Here is a 17842-nt window from a genome sequence, read left to right as displayed (position 1 = left end):
TTACAGGCCGGGTAAGCGTAAGCGCCACCCGGCGAGACAGCCGCACTAATAAAAAAACCGGGGAATCCCCCGGTTTTTTTATGCCTGAAAAAGAGCTACTGATTTGCCGCCGGGCCGCAGCCGCCGATGATCTTGGAGATGGAGATCGCCGGATGCAGCAGGTAGTCGTAGCTGCAGTTATTTTTGGTGTTTTGCACGTGGCCGGTGCACGCCGTCAGGGTAGTTAAGATGCCTGCAACCAGGGCAATCTTTGCCAGTTTGAACATAACGCTTCCTTGTCTGTAACATGAGGGAATATATAGAAAATGTGCTTTCGCGGAAGGTATGTTATCGACAGCGGTAAGCGAGGAGTAGTCCATAACAGGACTACTCATTTCGCGGGGAATATGTTCAGTCTGACTTAATGGTTTGAAAACCAGTTGAGCTTGTCGCGCAGCGCCACCACACGGCCTACGACAATCAGCGCCGGGCTTTCAACCTGCTGCGCCAGGTCGCCCAACTGGGTCAACACGCCACTGACCACACGCTGTTTGATCGACGTGCCGTTCTCCACCAGCGCCACCGGCATTGCTGCATCCATACCATGTTCGAGTAGCTTAGCCTGAATGGTCGCCGCCTGGTTCAGGCCCATATAGAACACCAGGGTCTGTTTCTCTGCGGCCAGGTTATGCCAGTCCAGCTCGCTGCCGGTTTTCAGGTGGCCGGTAACCAGACGCACGCTTTGGGCGTAGTCACGGTGGGTCAGTGGAATGCCCGAATAGGCAGAGCAGCCTGAGGCGGCGGTAATACCCGGTACCACCGAGAACGGAATACCCGCTTCACAGAGGGTTTCCAGCTCCTCGCCGCCGCGTCCGAAGATAAAGGGATCCCCGCCTTTCAGACGCACCACGCGTTTACCCTTCTGCGCTTCACGCAGCAGGATCTGGTTAATCTCTTCCTGAGGTACGCAGTGATATCCGGCACGTTTGCCAACAAACACCCGATCCGCATCGCGACGCACCAGGTTCATGATGTCGTCGGAGACCAGACGGTCATAAACCACGATATCCGCCTGCTGGATCTGCTGTAGCCCTTTCAGGGTCAGCAGGCCGGCATCCCCTGGACCCGCGCCCACCAGCACCACTTCGCCCCGGTGATCGAGCGGGGCATTGATCAGCTGCTCTGTGGTTTCATCCACGGCTTTCCGATCCTGGTTCGCCAGCGACTGCGCCAGCCGGTCGTTCACAAAGAATTTTTCCCAGAAGCGGCGGCGTTCACCCACGGTGGCGAACTGCTTTTTCACGCGCGAGCGCAATTGCCCGGCATAGTGGGCCACCTGGCCGAGATGCTGCGGCAGGATCGCTTCCAGCTTTTCGCGCAGCAGGCGCGCCAGCACTGGCGACGTCCCGCCGGAGGAGACGGCGACCATCAGCGGCGAGCGGTCGATAATCGACGGCATGATAAAACTCGCCTCTTTCGGCGCATCCACCACGTTGCAGAAGATCCGCCGCGCTTCACAGGCGTCGCTGACGCGCTGGTTAACCGCATCGTCGTCGGTGGCGGCAATGGTCAGCCAGCAGGTATCAAGCAGTGATTCGTTGAACTCACCCTCGACGAGGGTGAGCATCCCTTCCTGCGCCCACACGGTAAATTGTGGGGCGAAGGCAAGGGCGTTTACGGTGAGCCGGGCACCTGCCTCCAGCAGCAGGCGGGCTTTGCGTTCAGCCACATCGCCACCCCCCACGAGCAGGCAGTCGCGATTGCGTAATTGACAGAATATTGGCAGGTGATCCACGACATTACCTCTTCTTACTGGTTGGCTTTCGCCTGAACGGTTGCGATGGTAGCCGGAGTCGGACGCTCCGCTTTAGGGGTAGCATACCAGTAACCCCAACCCATAAATACAACCCCAGAAAGAGTATTGCCAAGCGTTACCCACAACAGGTTATGGCCGATACCAGACAGGGTATAGGCTTCGCTGTGGTGACCGAACCAGGAGAGGGCAAACAGCGTCATGTTGGCAACAGAGTGTTCGTAGCCGGAAGCGATAAAGGCCAGCAGACACCACCAGATGGCGATGAATTTCGCGGCGCCTTCAGTACGGATTGCCATCCAGATAGCAAGACACACCAGCCAGTTACAGAGCGCGCCTTTGAAGAACAGCACCATCGCCGGTGCGGAGGTTTTTGCCAGCGCGACGGTGTGCACGAGGCTGGTATCGACCGGCAGGAGGCTACCGCCGCCCCAGCTGTAGAGCAGGGCGACAAACACGGAGCCGACCAGGTTGCCGAGCCAGGTTTGCGGCAGGATCGCCCACATCTGGCCCTGAGTGATAGTGCCCGCTTTTACGCCCAGGGTCAGGAACATGGTATGACCGGTGAACAGTTCAGAACCGGCGATGATCACCAGAGTCAGGGCGATACCAAAGGTGGCACCCATCACCAGCGGACGCACGGAGGGATCGAGCAGATTGCCGAGGGTGAAAATTAAAATAATTCCCAGTCCGACATAGGCACCCGCCATGGCGGAGCTGACCCAGAATCCGAGAGGACTGTTTTTACTGAGGCGTGCAATTCGCGCAGCGTTATCCGCACACTTATTAATAGTGTCTGTAAACATTTGATTATCCTGAGTAATGAAAAAGAAAAGCTAAAAATTAAATCGTAGGCCGGATAAGAAGCTTGCTTCGCCATCCGGCAATTGCCCGGCGGCGCTGCGCTTGCCGGGCCTACAAAATCAAAAACAAATAACGGGGGCGTTGCATCCCCGTATTAATCAGCCTCTCAGCTGTACCTTGCCGTCTTTGACCCGTACGTCATAGTGCTTCACGGAGCGGCTCTCATCTTCCATGCAGTGACCGTCGCTCAGGCGGAAACGCTGTTTTTTCAGCGGGCTGGCAACCCACAGCTCGCCCTGGTGTTCAGCGATGATCCCGCGGGAGAGCACGCTGGCCTCGAAGAACGGGTCGATATTGCTGATGGCAAAGACCTGTTCGTCGTGGCGTGGACGGAAAATGGCAACCTGCTCATGACCTAACAGCGCGCACACGCCGGTGGCAGGCAGGATCTCGTCGATTTTGCAGATGTTGACCCACTGACTCATACGTTTTCCTCCACCAGCATGACCGGAATGCGTTCATAAGGTGTCGCCGGGCGATGCTGCTCGCGCTCTGGCACCACCTGCACGCTCGGGTCGCGCTGGGTGCTGTTGATAAAGTGTTTGAAGCGAACCTGCGCCGCTGGGGTGTTGACGGTTTCAGTCCATTCACAAATCACGGCGTCACGCAGGCGCGCCATCTCTTCTTCCAGCGTCGCGTTCAGGCCAAGTTTGTCGTCGATGATGACGGATTTCAGGTAGTCGATGCCGCCTTCCAGGTTATCCAGCCACGGCGCGGTACGGGTCAGTTTGTCCGCGGTACGGATGTAGAACATCATGAAGCGGTCGAGATACTTGATCAGCGTTTCACGATCGATATCCGCCGCCAGCAGGTCCGCATGACGCGGTTTCATCCCGCCGTTACCGCAGACGTACAGGTTCCAGCCTTTCTCAGTGGCGATGATACCCACGTCTTTACCCTGCGCTTCGGCACATTCACGGGTACAGCCGGAGACGCCGAACTTCATTTTGTGCGGGGTACGGATGCCTTTGTAGCGGTTTTCCAGCTCAACGCCGAAGCCGACGCTGTCGCCCACGCCGTAGCGGCACCAGGTGCTGCCCACGCAGGTTTTCGCCATACGCAGCGCTTTGGCATAGGCATGGCCGGTTTCGAAACCTGCTTCAATCAGCTGACGCCAGATTTCCGGCAGGTCGTCTTTCTGCGCACCGAACAGGCCGATACGCTGGGAACCGGTAATTTTGGTGTACAGATTAAACTCGCGGGCGATGCGGCCCACTGCCACCAGGCCTTCCGGGGTAATTTCACCGCCGGCAGAGCGTGGGATGACGGAGTAGGTACCGTCTTTCTGGATGTTCGCCAGGAAGTTGTCATTGGTGTCCTGCAGCGGGGTGTGCTGCGGCTTGAGCACATACTCATTCCAGCAGGAAGCCAGCAGAGAACCGACGGTCGGTTTACAGACTTCACACCCATAACCCTGACCATGTTTCTGCAGCAGCTCGTCGAAGGATTTGATGCCTTCAACGCGGATCAGGTGGTACAGCTCCTGGCGAGAGTAAGCGAAGTGCTCGCACAGGTTGTTGTTTACTTCGATACCCTGTTTCGCCAGCTCGGCGTTGAGCACCTGAGTGACCAGCGGGATACAGCCGCCGCAGCCGGTACCGGCTTTGGTTTCGGCCTTCAGCGCCGCCACGGTGTGGCAACCTTTGTTGATGGCGGAAATCAGCATGCCTTTGGTGACATCGAAGCAGGAGCAAATCTGCGCGCTGTCCGGCAGTTTATCGACACCAATCGAAGGCTTACCGCTGCCAGCGTGGGCAGGCAGGATCAGCGCGTCCGGGTTTTCCGGCAGTTCGATGGCGTTCAGCACCAGCTGCAGCAGGTTGCCAAAATCGCTGGTATCACCCACCAGCACCGCACCGAGCAGGGTTTTGTTATCCGGGCTGACGATAAGACGTTTATAAACTTCTTTGCTTTCATCGAGGTAGACGTAGCTGCGGGAGTTTGGCGTGCGGCCGTGCGCATCGCCGATACCGCCCACGTCAACGCCCAGCAGTTTCAGCTTGGCGCTCATGTCTGCGCCTTCGAAGGCGTTTTCATTGCCGAGGATATGGTCAACGGCGACCTGCGCCATTTTGTAGCCAGGGGCAACCAGACCGTAGACGTGATTTTCCCAGCTGGCGCACTCGCCAATGGCGTAGATATCCGGATCGGAGGTCTGGCAGGTGGCGTTGATCATAATGCCGCCGCGCTGGGCAACCGCCAGGCCGCACTGCGTAGCCAGCTTGTCGCGCGGGCGAATACCGGTGGAGAAGACGATGAAGTCGACTTCCAGCTCGCTGCCGTCAGCAAAGCGCATGGTTTTACGCGCCTCGGTGCCTTCCTGCACGATCTCTTTGGTGTTTTTGCTGGTGTGAACTTTCACACCCATGCTCTCAATTTTGCGTTTGAGCTGATCGCCACCCATGTGGTCGAGCTGCTCTGCCATCAGCATCGGGGCAAATTCGATGACGTGGGTTTCAACGCCTAAGTTTTTCAGCGCGCCAGCGGCTTCGAGGCCGAGCAGGCCGCCGCCGACTACCGCGCCGCGTTTGCTGCGACGGGCGCAGGATTCGATAGCGTTGAGATCTTCAATGGTGCGATAGACGAAGCAATCCTGAGTTTCTGACCCTTTGATCGGTGGGATCCACGGGTAAGAGCCAGTCGCCATGATCAGTTTGTCGTAAAAAACCGTGCGTCCCGCACTGGAATGAATCACTTTTTCCTGACGGTTGATGGTAATAGCGCGTTCGCCCACCAGTACCTTCACGCCATGTTTCTCGTAAAAACCTTCGCGTACCAGAGAGAGCTCTTCGGCGGTGTGGTGAGAGAAATAGGAGGAGAGGTGCACGCGGTCGTACGCCTTACGGGGTTCTTCACAGAACACGGTAATGTCGAACTGGGCGGCATCGGCTTTATCAAGAAGATCCTCAATAAAGCGGTGACCGACCATGCCGTTACCGATAATCGCGAGTCTGACTTTGCTCATTTTTGCCTCGATTTCTTTTCTATTACTGCCTACCTTAACGATTCAGCAAAGCCACTTATTGATGCAAATCAAATACGCCTTCAACTACTCCTTAGTGAGTAGATGGCTGATTTGTCAGGTTTTTTCTAAGTAACGGAATTAGCAGGCTTTTCGTGATAGCCGATTTTGTGTACAAATTAGGGGCCTAATCTTTAATTTTCGTTACCTCTAAATTTCAGCCCTCTTTTTCGGGAGAATATGATGTCTACAGCACCGCTTTGGCTTATCCAGAACGTCCGATTACCGGGTCGGGACGGGTTATGGCAACTGGCTATTGAGAACGGTCGTTTTGGCGAAATCACCCCGACGGGCGAGGGACAGAGCGAGAGCTATGAAGTGTTAAACGCGCGCGGTGGGCTGGCCCTGCCGCCGTTTATCGAGCCGCATATTCATCTTGATACCACCCAGACCGCGGGTGAGCCGAACTGGAACCAGTCCGGCACGCTGTTTGAGGGCATCGAGCGCTGGGCAGAGCGCAAGGCGCTGCTCAGCCATGAGGATGTCAAAACCCGGGCGTGGAAGACCCTGAGATGGCAGATCGCCAACGGCATCCAGTTTGTGCGTACCCATGTGGACGTCTCCGACCCGACCCTCACCGCCCTGAAGGCGATGCTGGAGGTGAAGCAGGAGGTGGCCCCGTGGGTCGAGCTGCAAATTGTCGCCTTCCCGCAGGAGGGGATCCTCTCTTACCCCAACGGTGCCGCCCTGCTCGAGGAAGCGTTAAAGCTGGGGGCCGACGTGGTAGGCGCCATTCCGCACTTTGAGTTCACCCGCGAGTACGGCGTGCAGTCGTTGCATATCGCTTTTGAACTGGCGAAGAAGTACGACCGGCCGCTGGATATTCACTGCGATGAAATCGACGACGAGCAGTCGCGATTTGTCGAAACGGTAGCAACGCTGGCGTACGAGGCCGGGATTGGTTCGCGCGTCACCGCCAGCCATACCACCGCGATGCACTCTTACAACGGGGCTTATACTTCACGGCTGTTTCGTCTGCTGAAGCTCTCCGGGATTAACTTTGTGGCCAATCCGCTGGTGAATATCCATCTGCAGGGGCGCTTTGACGACTATCCGAAACGGCGGGGTATCACCCGCGTGAAGGAGCTGCTGGAGGCGGGGATTAACGTCTGCTTCGGTCATGATGACGTGTTTGACCCCTGGTATCCGCTGGGCACCGGCAATATGCTGCAGGTCCTGCATATGGGGCTGCACGTCTGCCAGATGATGGGCTATCAGCAGATCGACCGCGGTCTTGACCTGATCACCCACAACAGCGCGCGTACCTTTGGCCTGACCGGTTACGGTATTGAACCGGGGAACCCGGCGAATCTGGTGATCCTGCCTGCGGAGACGGGTTTTGATGCGGTGCGTTGTCAGGTGCCGGTACGCTGGTCGATTCGTCAGGGGCGGGTGATCGCCACCACGCAGCTGGCACAGACGTGGATACAGACGGATCGTGGGGGAGAAGAGGTGTGTTTTACCAGAAACCGCCCCTCTGCAGAAAGCAAAGGGGCGTAAGGGATCAGTGAGACGCTGCCGCTGTGTTGTGCTGGCGGTGGCGGGTCACAAAGCCCAGCACCAGGCACATCACGAACACCACGGCATAGAGGCCGTTAGCGGTGTGTAACGCTGCCAGCGGGCCGCTGTGCGCCACAATCGGGCCAGTGACCACGAAGGTCAGCATGGTGCCGATGGTGCCGCAGGTGAGCACGAAGTTAACCAGTTTTGGCGAGGCTACTTTGGTCTGCAGGGAGCCCAGGGTAATGATCGAGGTGTAAATGGCGCTGGAGAAGAAGCCAAGCGTCAGGATAAACCACGGCATATGTTCCGGCGAACCGTTGATAAACAGGTACATCAGCACGGTGGCGGCACCCGCCAGCACGGTGAGGATCCGCTGCAGATCGAAGAAGCGCAGGATAAAGCTGAATGCCCACATGCCGAACATGTACGACATCCAGAAATCACTCACCAGCTGACCAGCATCGTTCAGGCTCATTCCCAGCCCCTTGGCATACTCCGGCACCCAGGAGATAAAGCCCAGCTGGCCGAGGATGTAGCACAGGGCGGCAACGGCGAGGAACAGCACGCCGACACCCCACTTCTCTTTCACCACCGGCTCGCTGGTGGTCTGGGCTTTTTTACCGAGAACCGGGAAATCACAGCCGAAGGTCAGGACAAAAATCGCCACGTAGACCAGGCCAATGCAGGCATAAACCCAGTACCACTCAATGCTGCGTGCCAGCAGCGCTGCGGCCACCATCGGGAAGATCATCCCTGCCATGCTGAAGAAGGAGTCGGTAAACAGCAGACGCGCGCCGCGCTGGCGGCCTTCATACATGTGGGTAATGAGAAATGTCCCGATGGACATGGTGATCCCGCTCACCAGCCCGAGCACAAACATGGCGGCGGAGAACAGGGCGATGCTGTGGCTGAGCATCAGGCCGGCGACGGCAAGCACCATCAGCACAAAGCCGAAACGCAGCTGCGTCTTCAGGGGGACGATTTCCATCAGCCAGGCGTTCAGGAAGATGGAGATCAGGATCCCGGCGTTCAGGAAGGTGAAGGTGTTACTCATGCTGGAAACTGGCAGGTTGAAATAGTCTGCGATATTTCCCATCACCATCCCGGTGACGATCACCAACGCACCGGTAAGGGCGTAGGAGAAGAAGCTGATCCATGTGAGCTTGATACGATTGCTGTTAGTCATGACTGGCCTGTGAATAAAAATGTAAAGCGCGTTGACGGCGCTGCGAGCGGCCAGATTTTAAGCGCGAATGTGATCTAATTAAATCTTTTATGATTAATTAAACGAAAATTGCAGTTTTCAGTGTGATTTAGATCACGTTAATAACCGTGGCGCCAGTTTGCCCGACGGTTACATCTGTTTCAAATGCGTAAAATTAGGTAAATGGCTGGCCTGGATTCATACTGCTCTTTAGAATCAAGCCATTCGCTTTCTTTACTGCGCTTTGTTAAGGAATTCTCATGCTCAAATCAACCCTGGCGGCTGTCGCGGCTGTACTTGCTCTCTCAGCCCTCTCTCCTGCTGCGCTGGCAGCCAAAGGAGACCCGCACGTTCTGTTGACCACCTCTGCCGGTAACATTGAGCTGGAACTGAACAGTCAGAAAGCCCCTGTTTCTGTGAAAAACTTCCTCGATTATGTGAACAGCGGTTTTTATAACGGCACCACCTTCCACCGCGTGATCCCGGGCTTTATGCTCCAGGGCGGCGGCTTCAACGAACAGATGCAGCAGAAACAGCCGAACCCGCCAATCAAGAACGAAGCGGATAACGGCCTGCGCAACAGCCGCGGCACCATCTCAATGGCGCGTACCGCCGATAAAGACAGCGCCACCAGCCAGTTCTTCCTCAACGTGGCGGATAACGCCTTCCTCGACCACGGCCAGCGTGATTTTGGTTATGCGGTCTTTGGTAAAGTTGTGAAAGGCATGGACGTGGCCGACAAAATTTCTCAGGTACAGACGCACGACGTCGGCCCTTACCAGAATGTGCCGACAAAACCGATAGTTATCCTCTCTGCGAAAGTCCTGCCTTAATCCCTGCTGGCGCGGGCAGGCATTGCCCGCGTTGCCTTTACCTTCCTGCGAAACCGCAGTTTGCTGCTTATACTTGTGGCAACACGAGCACAATCAGGGAGGTAACAGGTGAAAAAGCTCACTGAAAAGCAAAAATCCCGTCTCTGGGAACAACAGCGAAACGCGAATTTTCAGGCCAGTCGCCGCCTTGAGGGGGTCGACAGCCCGTTAGTTACCCTCAGCGCAGATGAGGCGCAGATCCGTCTTGAAGCGTTAGGGAGGCAGCATGAGCGATAAATACGGCAACGATCGCGATCCTTATCTCTATCCGGAACTGAATGTGATGCGTAACCGGCTGGGCATTCGTCAGGCTGAGCGTCTGGCGCAGGCGGCGTATGAATTCACCGCGCTACGTGCGGCAACCCTGAGCATGGGGCCGCTGTTGCGCGGTCTGCCGCACCTGTGCGCCATCCACCACCATCTCTACCAGGATATTTTTGACTGGGCGGGAGATATTCGTGAAATGGATATTTATCAGGGCGACACCCGGTTCTGCCACTTTGCCTATATCGAAAAAGAGGGCAATGCCCTGATGCAGGATCTGGAGGAGGAGGGGTATCTCGTCGGGCTTGAGAAAGCGGATTTTATTAACCGCCTCAGCCACTACTACTGCGAAATCAACGTTCTGCATCCTTTCCGCATCGGAAACGGGATCGTTCAGCGCATCTTCTTTGAACAGCTGGCGATCCATGCCGGTTTCCAGCTCGACTGGCGCGGTATCGACCCTGAGGAGTGGGCGCAGGCCAACCAGAGCGGCGCGATGGGCGATCTGAGCGCGCTGAACACAATCTTCAGCAAAGTGGTAAGCGAAGCCCGGGAAACTGAGTAGAATAGGGCGGCCATTTTTTCGGGAGCCGCCATGATTCTGCTGATTGATAACTACGATTCCTTCACCTGGAACCTGTACCAGTATTTTTGCGAGCTGGGGGCGGAGGTGGTGGTCCGGCGCAACGACGTGCTCTCTCTGGAAGATGTCGCTGCGCTGAACCCGCAGAAAATCGTTATCTCTCCCGGCCCCTGCACGCCGGATGAGTCCGGTATCTCGCTGGCGGCGATCGAGCACTATGCCGGTAAATTGCCGATCCTCGGCGTCTGCCTTGGGCATCAGGCCATCGGTCAGGTTTTTGGCGCGACCATTGTTCGTGCCGCTAAAGTGATGCACGGCAAAACCTCTCCCGTCACCCACACCGGTACGGGGGTCTTCTCTGGCCTCAATAATCCTCTTACCGTGACCCGCTATCACTCCCTGGTTATTGACCCGCCCACCTTACCCGACTGCTTTGAAGTCACCGCCTGGAGCGAGACCCGGGAGATTATGGGTATCCGCCACCGGGAATGGGATCTGGAAGGGGTGCAGTTCCATCCGGAAAGTATTCTCAGCGAACAGGGTCACCAGCTGCTGGCTAATTTTCTGCATCGTTGATTTTTAGTTGCCATAAAGTGATTTTTTAAGCATATTTCGTGATTATATTTTCACTTCTGCTTCTTGCTTAAAAAAGGGTGGGGTTACATGGCAACTGAACAATCTGCAATTACGCGCGCAACATTCGATGAAGTTATCCTGCCAATTTATGCACCGGCTGAGTTTATCCCGGTGAAGGGGAAAGGCAGCCGCGTCTGGGATCAGCAGGGTAAAGAGTACATTGATTTTGCGGGTGGTATTGCGGTGACGGCGTTAGGCCACTGTCACCCGGCGCTGGTCGAGGCGCTTAAAACGCAGGGCGAAACCCTGTGGCACACCAGCAATGTCTTTACCAACGAACCGGCGCTGCGTCTGGGGCGTAAAATTATCGACGCTACCTTTGCCGAGCGCGTGCTGTTTATGAATTCCGGCACCGAAGCCAACGAAACGGCCTTTAAGCTGGCGCGCTACTACGCTTCCACCCGCCACAGTCCTTTCAAAACCAAAATCATCGCCTTCCACAACGCCTTCCATGGCCGGTCGCTGTTTACCGTGACCGTGGGCGGACAGCCAAAATATTCTGATGGCTTTGGCCCGAAACCGGCCGACATTATTCACGTCCCGTTTAACGATCTGCATGCGGTGAAAGCGGTGATGGACGATCACACCTGCGCGGTGGTGGTTGAGCCGATTCAGGGCGAGGGCGGCGTAATGGCGGCGACCCCGGAATTCCTGCAGGGGCTGCGCGAGTTGTGCGACCAGCACCAGGCCCTGCTGGTGTTTGATGAGGTGCAGAGCGGCATGGGCCGTACCGGAGATCTGTTTGCCTACATGCACTACGGCGTGACGCCGGATATCCTCACCAGCGCCAAAGCGCTCGGCGGCGGTTTCCCGGTCAGTGCGGTGCTGACCACCCAGGATATCGCTTCGGCGTTCCACGTGGGTTCTCACGGCTCCACCTACGGCGGTAACCCGCTGGCGTGTGCCGTGGCTGGGGCAGCGTTCGATATCATCAACACCCCGGAGGTGCTGAGCGGCGTCAACACGAAGCGCGAGCAGTTTGTGAAGCACCTCCAGCAGATCGATGCCCGGTATGATGTCTTCAGCGATATTCGCGGCATGGGGCTGTTGATTGGCGCCGAGTTGAAGCCGCAGTACAAAGGCCGGGCGCGCGATTTCCTCTACGCTGCCGCCGGTGAAGGGGCAATGGTCCTCAACGCCGGGCCGGACGTGATGCGCTTCGCCCCATCGCTGCTGGTGGAAAGCCAGGATATTGATGAAGGGATGAATCGCTTTGCGCAGGCGGTGAAACGGGTGGTTCAGGCGTAAGTGAAATGCCGGGTGGCGCTGCGCTTACCCGGCCTACAGGCTCCGTAGGCCCGTGCAAGCGTAGCGCCGCCGGGCAAAATGCTAGTACGGCGTCCGCTTCAGCCGTCGAATCAACCAGATCCCATGATGCGGGCGTTGACGCCATGCCACCGACGAAATGGTGTGCATGGTGTTCAGATGCCCAATGGTGCGCTGCAGATGCTGCTCCAGCGTACTCATGGGGCCTTGCGTCAGGGTCTCTGGCGCTTCCAGAATATTGCTGTCCCCGCTTTCGCCCGGCGCGTCATACTCCAGACGCTGCTGGCAGCGCTGAAGCGCAATTTCACACGACTGCAGATATCGCTGCGCCAGGTCTGGCGTCAGCATCGTATGCTCCCGCGCCAGGGTCGTCATCGCGTTGATATGCTCGACGATAAACTGGCTGTGCGTCACCCACAGCTTCATGTCCGCCAGATACGCCGAATTGAAGCCCGGCTCCTGCATCGCCTGGTTCAGAGAGTTGAACAGCGCGTTGTGCGCCTGATTGACCTTCATGCGTTGCCACGCCAGCGGCGTCGGCTGCGGATCGTCGCTGAGGATCAGGCGGATAGCCTCCTGATCCGCTTCCAGCGCGTCGTGGGCATTCTGCCGCAGAAGCCCGCTCTGCCACTGCGGCCATAGCCAGACCATCCCCCCGAAGGCGATCAGGCAGCCAATCAGGGTATCGGCCAGCCGGGCGACAATAAACTGCTCGCCGTTCAGGGTCAGCAGCTGCAGGGTGTACACCGCCGTGACCGTAAAGCCCACCGTCGCCCAGCCGTAGCTCTTGCGAATGATCAGGTAGCTTACCAGCGTCACCATCAACATCCCGGCAAGGGTGTAGCCTTCCGGGACGTGGAAGTGCAGGGTCACGCCGGCAATAATCAGCCCCGCCAGCGTGCCGGCCGCCCGGTGGAGAATACGCACCCGCGTCGCGCTATAGCCGTTTTGCGTCACCAGCAGTACGGTCATTAAGATCCAGTAGGGTTTCGGCAGGTGCAGCGCCACGCCCATCAGGCTGGCGATACTCAGCATCACGCTGATGCGCGCCGCGTTACGCAGGGCGGCAGACTTCAGCGACAGATAGCTTCTCAGAGCGGGGATCAGCGGCAGGCGTTTCTGCTTGTCCGCCATCAGGTCGCGCGGGTAGAGCGGACGCTGGGTGCGCAGCACGCGGGCGATACGGCTGAAGTGCCAGGCGCAGAACTGACCCACCGGGTTATCCGGATGCTGACGGGCGATTTTTTCCAGGGCGCCGAGCTGCTTGTCCATGGTGAAACGGGTGGGGTAGCGATGATAGAGAATGTCGTCTGCCAGCACCCGCAGGCGTGCCGCAACGGTCTGCGCGTTCCAGCGGATCACCGCTTCAGCGTGACTGCGCTCCACCAGCTTCTGCACCTCCTTCGGGTGATGCAGGCTGACGGAGATGTGCTCCTGTAGATCCAGCCCCACCTGGAAGGTGCGCAGCAGGCGTTTGTATTCATGATTCCTGTTGGCCGCCAGCATATGCAGCTGTTGGTAACAGAGGCTGATGAGATCCACCACCTTCTGCTGGCGGGCCAGCAGCGGCGGCAACGATTTTTCAGGGTCGGTGTGCTGCGTCAGCAGGGTGTATTTTGCTTCGCAATAATCCGCCAGCTGTTGATAGAGCATGCTCAGCGACTCACGCAGCGGCTGTTCACGCCACATCCAGAACCAGAACCAGTTAAACAGCCCGTACCAGAGGGTGCCCAGCGTATAGAGGAGTAGCGGTTCCCAGACCGGCATATTCCCCGCCAGGCTCAGGGTAAAGATGGCCGCAATCAGCGAGGCGGGCAGCAGTCGCGCATGCAGGGCGCTGATCTCAGCCGTGACCCCTAGCGTCATCGCCAGCACGGTCAGAATCAGAGGCAGCGGAATATCCCGCGCCAGCAGCAGCTGTACGGCCAGGCTACAGCCCGCGAACAGGCAGCCGCCAATAGTCAGACGTTTAAAGAAGCGCTTATGTGGCGTGTCCAGACCGGCAATGTTGCAGCAGGCAGGAACGAGAGAGAAGAGCAGGCCGTGTTGCAGATGACCGAAGATCAGACCCACAGCCACAGGGAGACACAACACCAGGGTTTGCCGCAGTGCGTAGTTAACTTCCGGGTGATAAATAAGCCTGCGCCACATGGGGATAGAGACAAAAACGGCGTGTCATCGTGCGATGCCACGCCGTTTTAGCGGAATTAACGTGTTCCGTAAACCACGATGGTTTTACCGTGGGCGGAAATCAGGTTTTGATCTTCCAGCATTTTCAGGATACGACCCACTGTCTCACGAGAACATCCGACGATCTGACCAATTTCCTGACGGGTAATTTTAATTTGCATACCGTCCGGGTGGGTCATGGCGTCTGGCTGTTTCGCCAGGTTCAGCAGGGTCTGGGCAATACGGCCCGTTACGTCGAGGAAGGCGAGGTTACCCACTTTCTCGGACGTGACCTGCAGACGGCGAGCCATCTGCGAAGAGAGGCGCATCAGGATATCCGGATTCACCTGGATCAGCTGGCGGAATTTCTTATAAGAGATCTCAGCCACTTCACAGGCCGTTTTTGCACGAACCCAGGCGCTACGCTCCTGACCTTCTTCAAACAGGCCCAGTTCGCCGATAAAGTCTCCCTGATTCAGGTAAGAGAGGATCATCTCTTTGCCTTCTTCATCTTTGATCAGCACTGCCACTGAGCCTTTGACGATGTAGTACAACGTTTCCGCTTTTTCACCCTGGTGAATCAGCGTGCTCTTCGATGGGTACTTATGAATATGGCAATGAGACAAGAACCATTCGAGAGTCGGGTCTGTTTGCGGTTTGCCAAGCACCATGCGCTGTTATCCTCTGTTATAAGCTGTCTCCAGAGTCTGGCTATGTACCTGTACTCTGGGGTTGCAATCGAATTCTTCCCCCTGCCTGGGGTCTGGCTGGCACAATAATTAGCAGCCTGTAATGTGTGATGTCCTCTGCATACATGTGTAACGTCAATGTATTACTGTAGCATCTCGACTGTTTTAGCATAGCTTTTGCCGCGTGTCTCCTGGTGTCTCGCTTCAGCTTGATGCAGGTCGACTTCCGTTGTCAGAATTGTTACTGGCGCGTAATCTGTCAGGAAAAATGCAATCCTGGAGTTAATAAAAATGCAAGCACGTGTGAAATGGGTTGAAGGGCTAACGTTCCTCGGTGAGTCGGCTTCCGGGCACCAGATTTTGATGGACGGTAACTCCGGCGATAAAGCGCCAAGCCCGATGGAAGTGGTCCTGATGGCGGCAGGAGGATGCAGCGCGATCGACGTGGTGTCGATCCTGCAAAAAGGGCGTCACGATGTGACCGACTGTGAAGTGAAACTGACCTCAGAGCGTCGTGAAGAGGCGCCGCGCCTGTTCACCCATATCAACCTTCACTTCGTGGTCACCGGCAAAGCGCTGAAAGACGCGGCGGTATCCCGCGCGGTCGATCTTTCTGCGGAGAAGTACTGCTCCGTGGCGCTGATGCTGGAGAAAGCGGTAAATATTACCCACTCGTATGAAGTGATCGAGGCGTAAGCCCGTTGCTCGGTGGCGCTGCGCTTACCGGGCCTACAACGGCACGGACGTAGGCCGGATAAGCGCAGCGTCATCCGGCAACAAAGCCTCAGTCGATTTTCTTGCCTTCCATCAACCGCTGCACCAGCGGCATCATGATTAACTCCATCGCCAGCCCCATCTTCCCGCCCGGAACCACCAGCGTATTGATATGCGAAATAAACGAACCCTGTAGCATCGCCAGCAGCCAGGGGTAATCGATATTGTCCAGATTGCGGAAATGGATCACCACGAAGCTCTCGTCCAGGGACGGGATAGCCTTGGCGGCAAAGGGGTTCGAGGTGTCTACGGTCGGAACGCGCTGGAAGTTAATGTGGGTGCGGGAAAACTGTGGCGTCAGGAAGTTAATGTAATCTTCCATTGAGCGCACCACGGAGTCCATCACCGCTTCGCGGGAATGGCCGCGCTCGCTGGTATCCCGCGTCAGCTTCTGGATCCACTCCAGGTTAACAATCGGCACCACGCCCACCAGCAGATCGACATGGCGCGCCACGTCGTGTTGCGGCGTGACCACCCCGCCATGCAGGCCTTCATAAAACAGCACGTCGGTGGGTTCCGGCAGCGGCTGCCAGGGGGTGAACGTGCCCGGCACCTGGTTCCAGGGCACCGCTTCGTCATAAGTGTGCAGGTATTTGCGCGCCTGACCGGTGCCGCTTCGCCCGTATTCAGCGAAGGTTTGCTCCAGCAGGCCAAAGTCGTTGGCATCCGGGCCAAAGTAGCTGATGTGTTTGCCGAGATCGCGGGCCTTGCGGATCGCCATATCCATTTCAGGGCGGGTAAAGCGGTGAAAACTGTCGCCTTCCACTTCCGCGGCGCGCAGATGCAGCTGCGAGAAGATCTTACGAAAGGCGAGGCTGGTGGTGGTGGTACCCGCACCACTCGACCCTGTAACGGCAATAACCGGATGTCTGGCGGACATAGCAACTCCCTGAATGGAAAGATGTCGCGGTTAACCGCGAAATTGATTGCGAGGCATGATGTTGACGGTTTCGTGCAGCTCGGACCATACGACCAGCACCTCACCGCTTTGCAGCTGACGCCTGACGTCGGCGACCTTCTGCTCAAGCGAAAGCTCCTGTTCACCATAATCGGTGCCTTCGCGTAACACAAAGCTTTCAATCAGATTATCCAGCGTTTCGGGAGCCAGATCTTGCCAGGGAATAATCATCTTATCGGTTCCAGGTATGTGGTCAGCCAGTCCGGGATACGCGTTTCCAGCCACATCGTCGGGCGACGCAGCGTGCCGCCGACAAAACCCACGTGTCCGCCGTGTTCGGTCAGCTGATACTGCACGTTAGCGGGCAAAAATTCCTGCGCGGGTATCGAGTGATGATCCATAAAGGGATCGTCTTTAGCATGAATAATCAGCACAGGTTTCGTGATGTTGCTGAGCAACGGCATGGCGCTGCACTGGCGATAGTAGTCAATAGCATCGGCAAAACCGTGAATTTTGGCGGTGATCAGATCGTCAAATTCGCGCAGGCGACGCACTTTCTTCAGCTGTCGCAGACTGACCGGCAGCGTATCCGGGTATGCCTTCAGTTTGCGTGCCGCATTGGCTTTGAGCAAGTTAAGCAGATAACGCTGATAAACGCGCGAAAAGCCCTTATCCATATGATAGCTGCAGTGTTCCAGCATGAACGGAGCAGAGACGATGGCGGCGGCGTCCAGAGGAATATTGTCGCCCTCTTTTGCCAGCAGGCAGGCGAGCATGTTTCCGCCCAGCGAATAGCCCACCGCCGCCGTGGGGGCCGGGCCGTGGGTCTCTGCCAGCCAGCGCAGGAACCAGGTGCCATCTTCTGTTTCGCCGGAGTGATAGATGCGTTTCTGGCGATTGGGTTCGCCGCTGCATCCCCTGAAGTGCATCACTACCCCCAGCCAGCCGCGCGCTTTCGCTGCCTGAATCAGGCCGTGGGCATAGGGGCTGTGCAGGCTGCCCTCGAGGCCATGAAAGACCACCAGCCGGGGTTTGTGCCGGGCCTGAAGCGGATCTTCACTCCAGGCTAAATCAACGAAGTCATCATCCGGCAGGTCAAGGCGCTGCCAGACGGGGGTGAAAAGCACTTTACGACGGATGAGGCGCGGCAGCATGGTTTGCAGATGGCGATTAGCCACGCCCCGCATGGGGACAAATTCTGCGCTCTCGTCGGGTGCAATGTTGAAGTCTGATGGAATAATTTGGGCCATAAAGGTGATGCTAATTATTGTCTGTTATTTACGATACCTTCCGAATTGTACCCCGT

Annotated in this window: 18 protein-coding genes; 7 read left to right on the top strand and 11 right to left on the bottom strand. The window is 57.0% G+C overall.

Going from position 1 to position 17842, the window contains the following annotated elements:
- Positions 1–95: 95 nt before the first annotated feature.
- From GNG27_RS21530 to nirB, 5 genes are all read right to left on the bottom strand, one after another.
- Positions 96–266: a YhfL family protein gene (locus GNG27_RS21530; RefSeq protein ID WP_032614785.1), complete on the bottom strand. Its 171-nt coding sequence runs from the start codon at positions 264–266 to the stop codon at positions 96–98.
- Between the two features lie 134 nt (positions 267–400).
- Entirely contained in the window at positions 401–1774 is a 1374-nt protein-coding gene (cysG, locus tag GNG27_RS21525) for a siroheme synthase CysG (protein ID WP_142487365.1), read from the bottom strand.
- Between the two features lie 14 nt (positions 1775–1788).
- Positions 1789–2598 (bottom strand): nitrite transporter NirC, encoded by an 810-nt coding sequence (gene nirC, locus GNG27_RS21520; protein ID WP_142487364.1) that lies wholly within the window; start codon positions 2596–2598, stop codon positions 1789–1791.
- Between the two features lie 156 nt (positions 2599–2754).
- Entirely contained in the window at positions 2755–3081 is a 327-nt protein-coding gene (nirD, locus tag GNG27_RS21515; protein WP_032614780.1) for a nitrite reductase small subunit NirD, read from the bottom strand.
- A complete protein-coding gene (gene nirB, locus GNG27_RS21510) occupies positions 3078–5621 on the bottom strand; it encodes a nitrite reductase large subunit NirB (RefSeq protein ID WP_156264776.1) in 2544 nt (847 codons plus the stop codon). The genes nirD and nirB overlap by 4 nt, the downstream gene beginning before the upstream one ends.
- A 240-nt stretch (positions 5622–5861) precedes the next feature.
- Here nirB and GNG27_RS21505 point away from each other — a divergent pair, with 240 nt between their 5' ends.
- Positions 5862–7178 (top strand): cytosine deaminase, encoded by a 1317-nt coding sequence (locus GNG27_RS21505; protein ID WP_142487362.1) that lies wholly within the window; start codon positions 5862–5864, stop codon positions 7176–7178.
- A 4-nt stretch (positions 7179–7182) separates the two neighbouring features.
- On the opposite strand, the gene tsgA is transcribed toward GNG27_RS21505, so the two are convergent.
- Positions 7183–8367 (bottom strand): MFS transporter TsgA, encoded by a 1185-nt coding sequence (tsgA, locus tag GNG27_RS21500; protein ID WP_142487361.1) that lies wholly within the window; start codon positions 8365–8367, stop codon positions 7183–7185.
- Positions 8368–8645: 278 nt separating this feature from the next.
- Here tsgA and ppiA point away from each other — a divergent pair, with 278 nt between their 5' ends.
- The 5 genes from ppiA to GNG27_RS21475 all read left to right on the top strand — a co-directional run bounded on the left by ppiA (position 8646) and on the right by GNG27_RS21475 (position 11988).
- A complete protein-coding gene (gene ppiA / locus GNG27_RS21495; RefSeq protein WP_142487360.1) occupies positions 8646–9218 on the top strand; it encodes a peptidylprolyl isomerase A in 573 nt (190 codons plus the stop codon).
- 108 nt (positions 9219–9326) lie between these two features.
- Entirely contained in the window at positions 9327–9494 is a 168-nt protein-coding gene (locus GNG27_RS21490) for a YhfG family protein (RefSeq protein ID WP_142487359.1), read from the top strand.
- Positions 9484–10086, top strand: coding sequence for a putative adenosine monophosphate-protein transferase Fic (locus GNG27_RS21485; protein WP_156264775.1), 603 nt, complete (start codon positions 9484–9486; stop codon positions 10084–10086). Before GNG27_RS21490 ends, GNG27_RS21485 begins: the two co-directional genes overlap by 11 nt.
- Positions 10087–10116: 30 nt before the next feature.
- Complete coding sequence (gene pabA / locus GNG27_RS21480) at positions 10117–10680, top strand: aminodeoxychorismate synthase component 2 (protein ID WP_156264774.1); 564 nt, start codon at positions 10117–10119, stop codon at positions 10678–10680.
- 87 nt (positions 10681–10767) lie between these two features.
- Positions 10768–11988 carry an aspartate aminotransferase family protein gene (locus GNG27_RS21475; RefSeq protein ID WP_156264773.1) on the top strand — a complete coding sequence of 407 codons (1221 nt, stop codon included), beginning with the start codon at positions 10768–10770 and terminating at the stop codon, positions 11986–11988.
- 81 nt (positions 11989–12069) lie between these two features.
- Here GNG27_RS21475 and GNG27_RS21470 read toward each other — a convergent pair whose 3' ends face one another.
- Both GNG27_RS21470 and crp read right to left on the bottom strand, forming a co-directional pair.
- Entirely contained in the window at positions 12070–14157 is a 2088-nt protein-coding gene (locus GNG27_RS21470; protein WP_142487355.1) for a YccS/YhfK family putative transporter, read from the bottom strand.
- 56 nt (positions 14158–14213) lie between these two features.
- Positions 14214–14846, bottom strand: coding sequence for a cAMP-activated global transcriptional regulator CRP (gene crp, locus GNG27_RS21465; protein WP_000242758.1), 633 nt, complete (start codon positions 14844–14846; stop codon positions 14214–14216).
- 309 nt (positions 14847–15155) lie between these two features.
- On the opposite strand from crp, the gene GNG27_RS21460 reads away from it, so the two are divergent.
- Positions 15156–15560: an OsmC family protein gene (locus GNG27_RS21460; protein ID WP_142487354.1), complete on the top strand. Its 405-nt coding sequence runs from the start codon at positions 15156–15158 to the stop codon at positions 15558–15560.
- A gap of 88 nt (positions 15561–15648) precedes the next feature.
- Here the strand turns inward: GNG27_RS21460 and GNG27_RS21455 are convergent, their stop codons facing one another.
- From GNG27_RS21455 to GNG27_RS21445, 3 genes are read right to left on the bottom strand one after another with little or no spacing between them, the layout of a single operon-like run.
- On the bottom strand, positions 15649–16518 hold the full coding sequence (locus GNG27_RS21455) for a phosphoribulokinase (RefSeq protein ID WP_142487353.1): 870 nt from the start codon (positions 16516–16518) through the stop codon (positions 15649–15651).
- Positions 16519–16548: 30 nt separating this feature from the next.
- Positions 16549–16767, bottom strand: a complete 219-nt coding sequence (locus GNG27_RS21450; RefSeq protein WP_106995183.1) for a YheU family protein — start codon at positions 16765–16767, stop codon at positions 16549–16551.
- Complete coding sequence (locus GNG27_RS21445) at positions 16764–17786, bottom strand: hydrolase (RefSeq protein WP_156264772.1); 1023 nt, start codon at positions 17784–17786, stop codon at positions 16764–16766. Before GNG27_RS21445 ends, GNG27_RS21450 begins: the two co-directional genes overlap by 4 nt.
- Positions 17787–17842 lie beyond the last annotated feature (56 nt).

The sequence above is a fragment of the Leclercia sp. 119287 genome, from assembly GCF_009734485.1.
Classification (GTDB): domain Bacteria; phylum Pseudomonadota; class Gammaproteobacteria; order Enterobacterales; family Enterobacteriaceae; genus Enterobacter; species Enterobacter adecarboxylatus_C.
The sequence above is the reverse complement of the archived record's forward strand: the minus strand, read 5'-3'. Positions and strand labels throughout refer to the sequence as shown.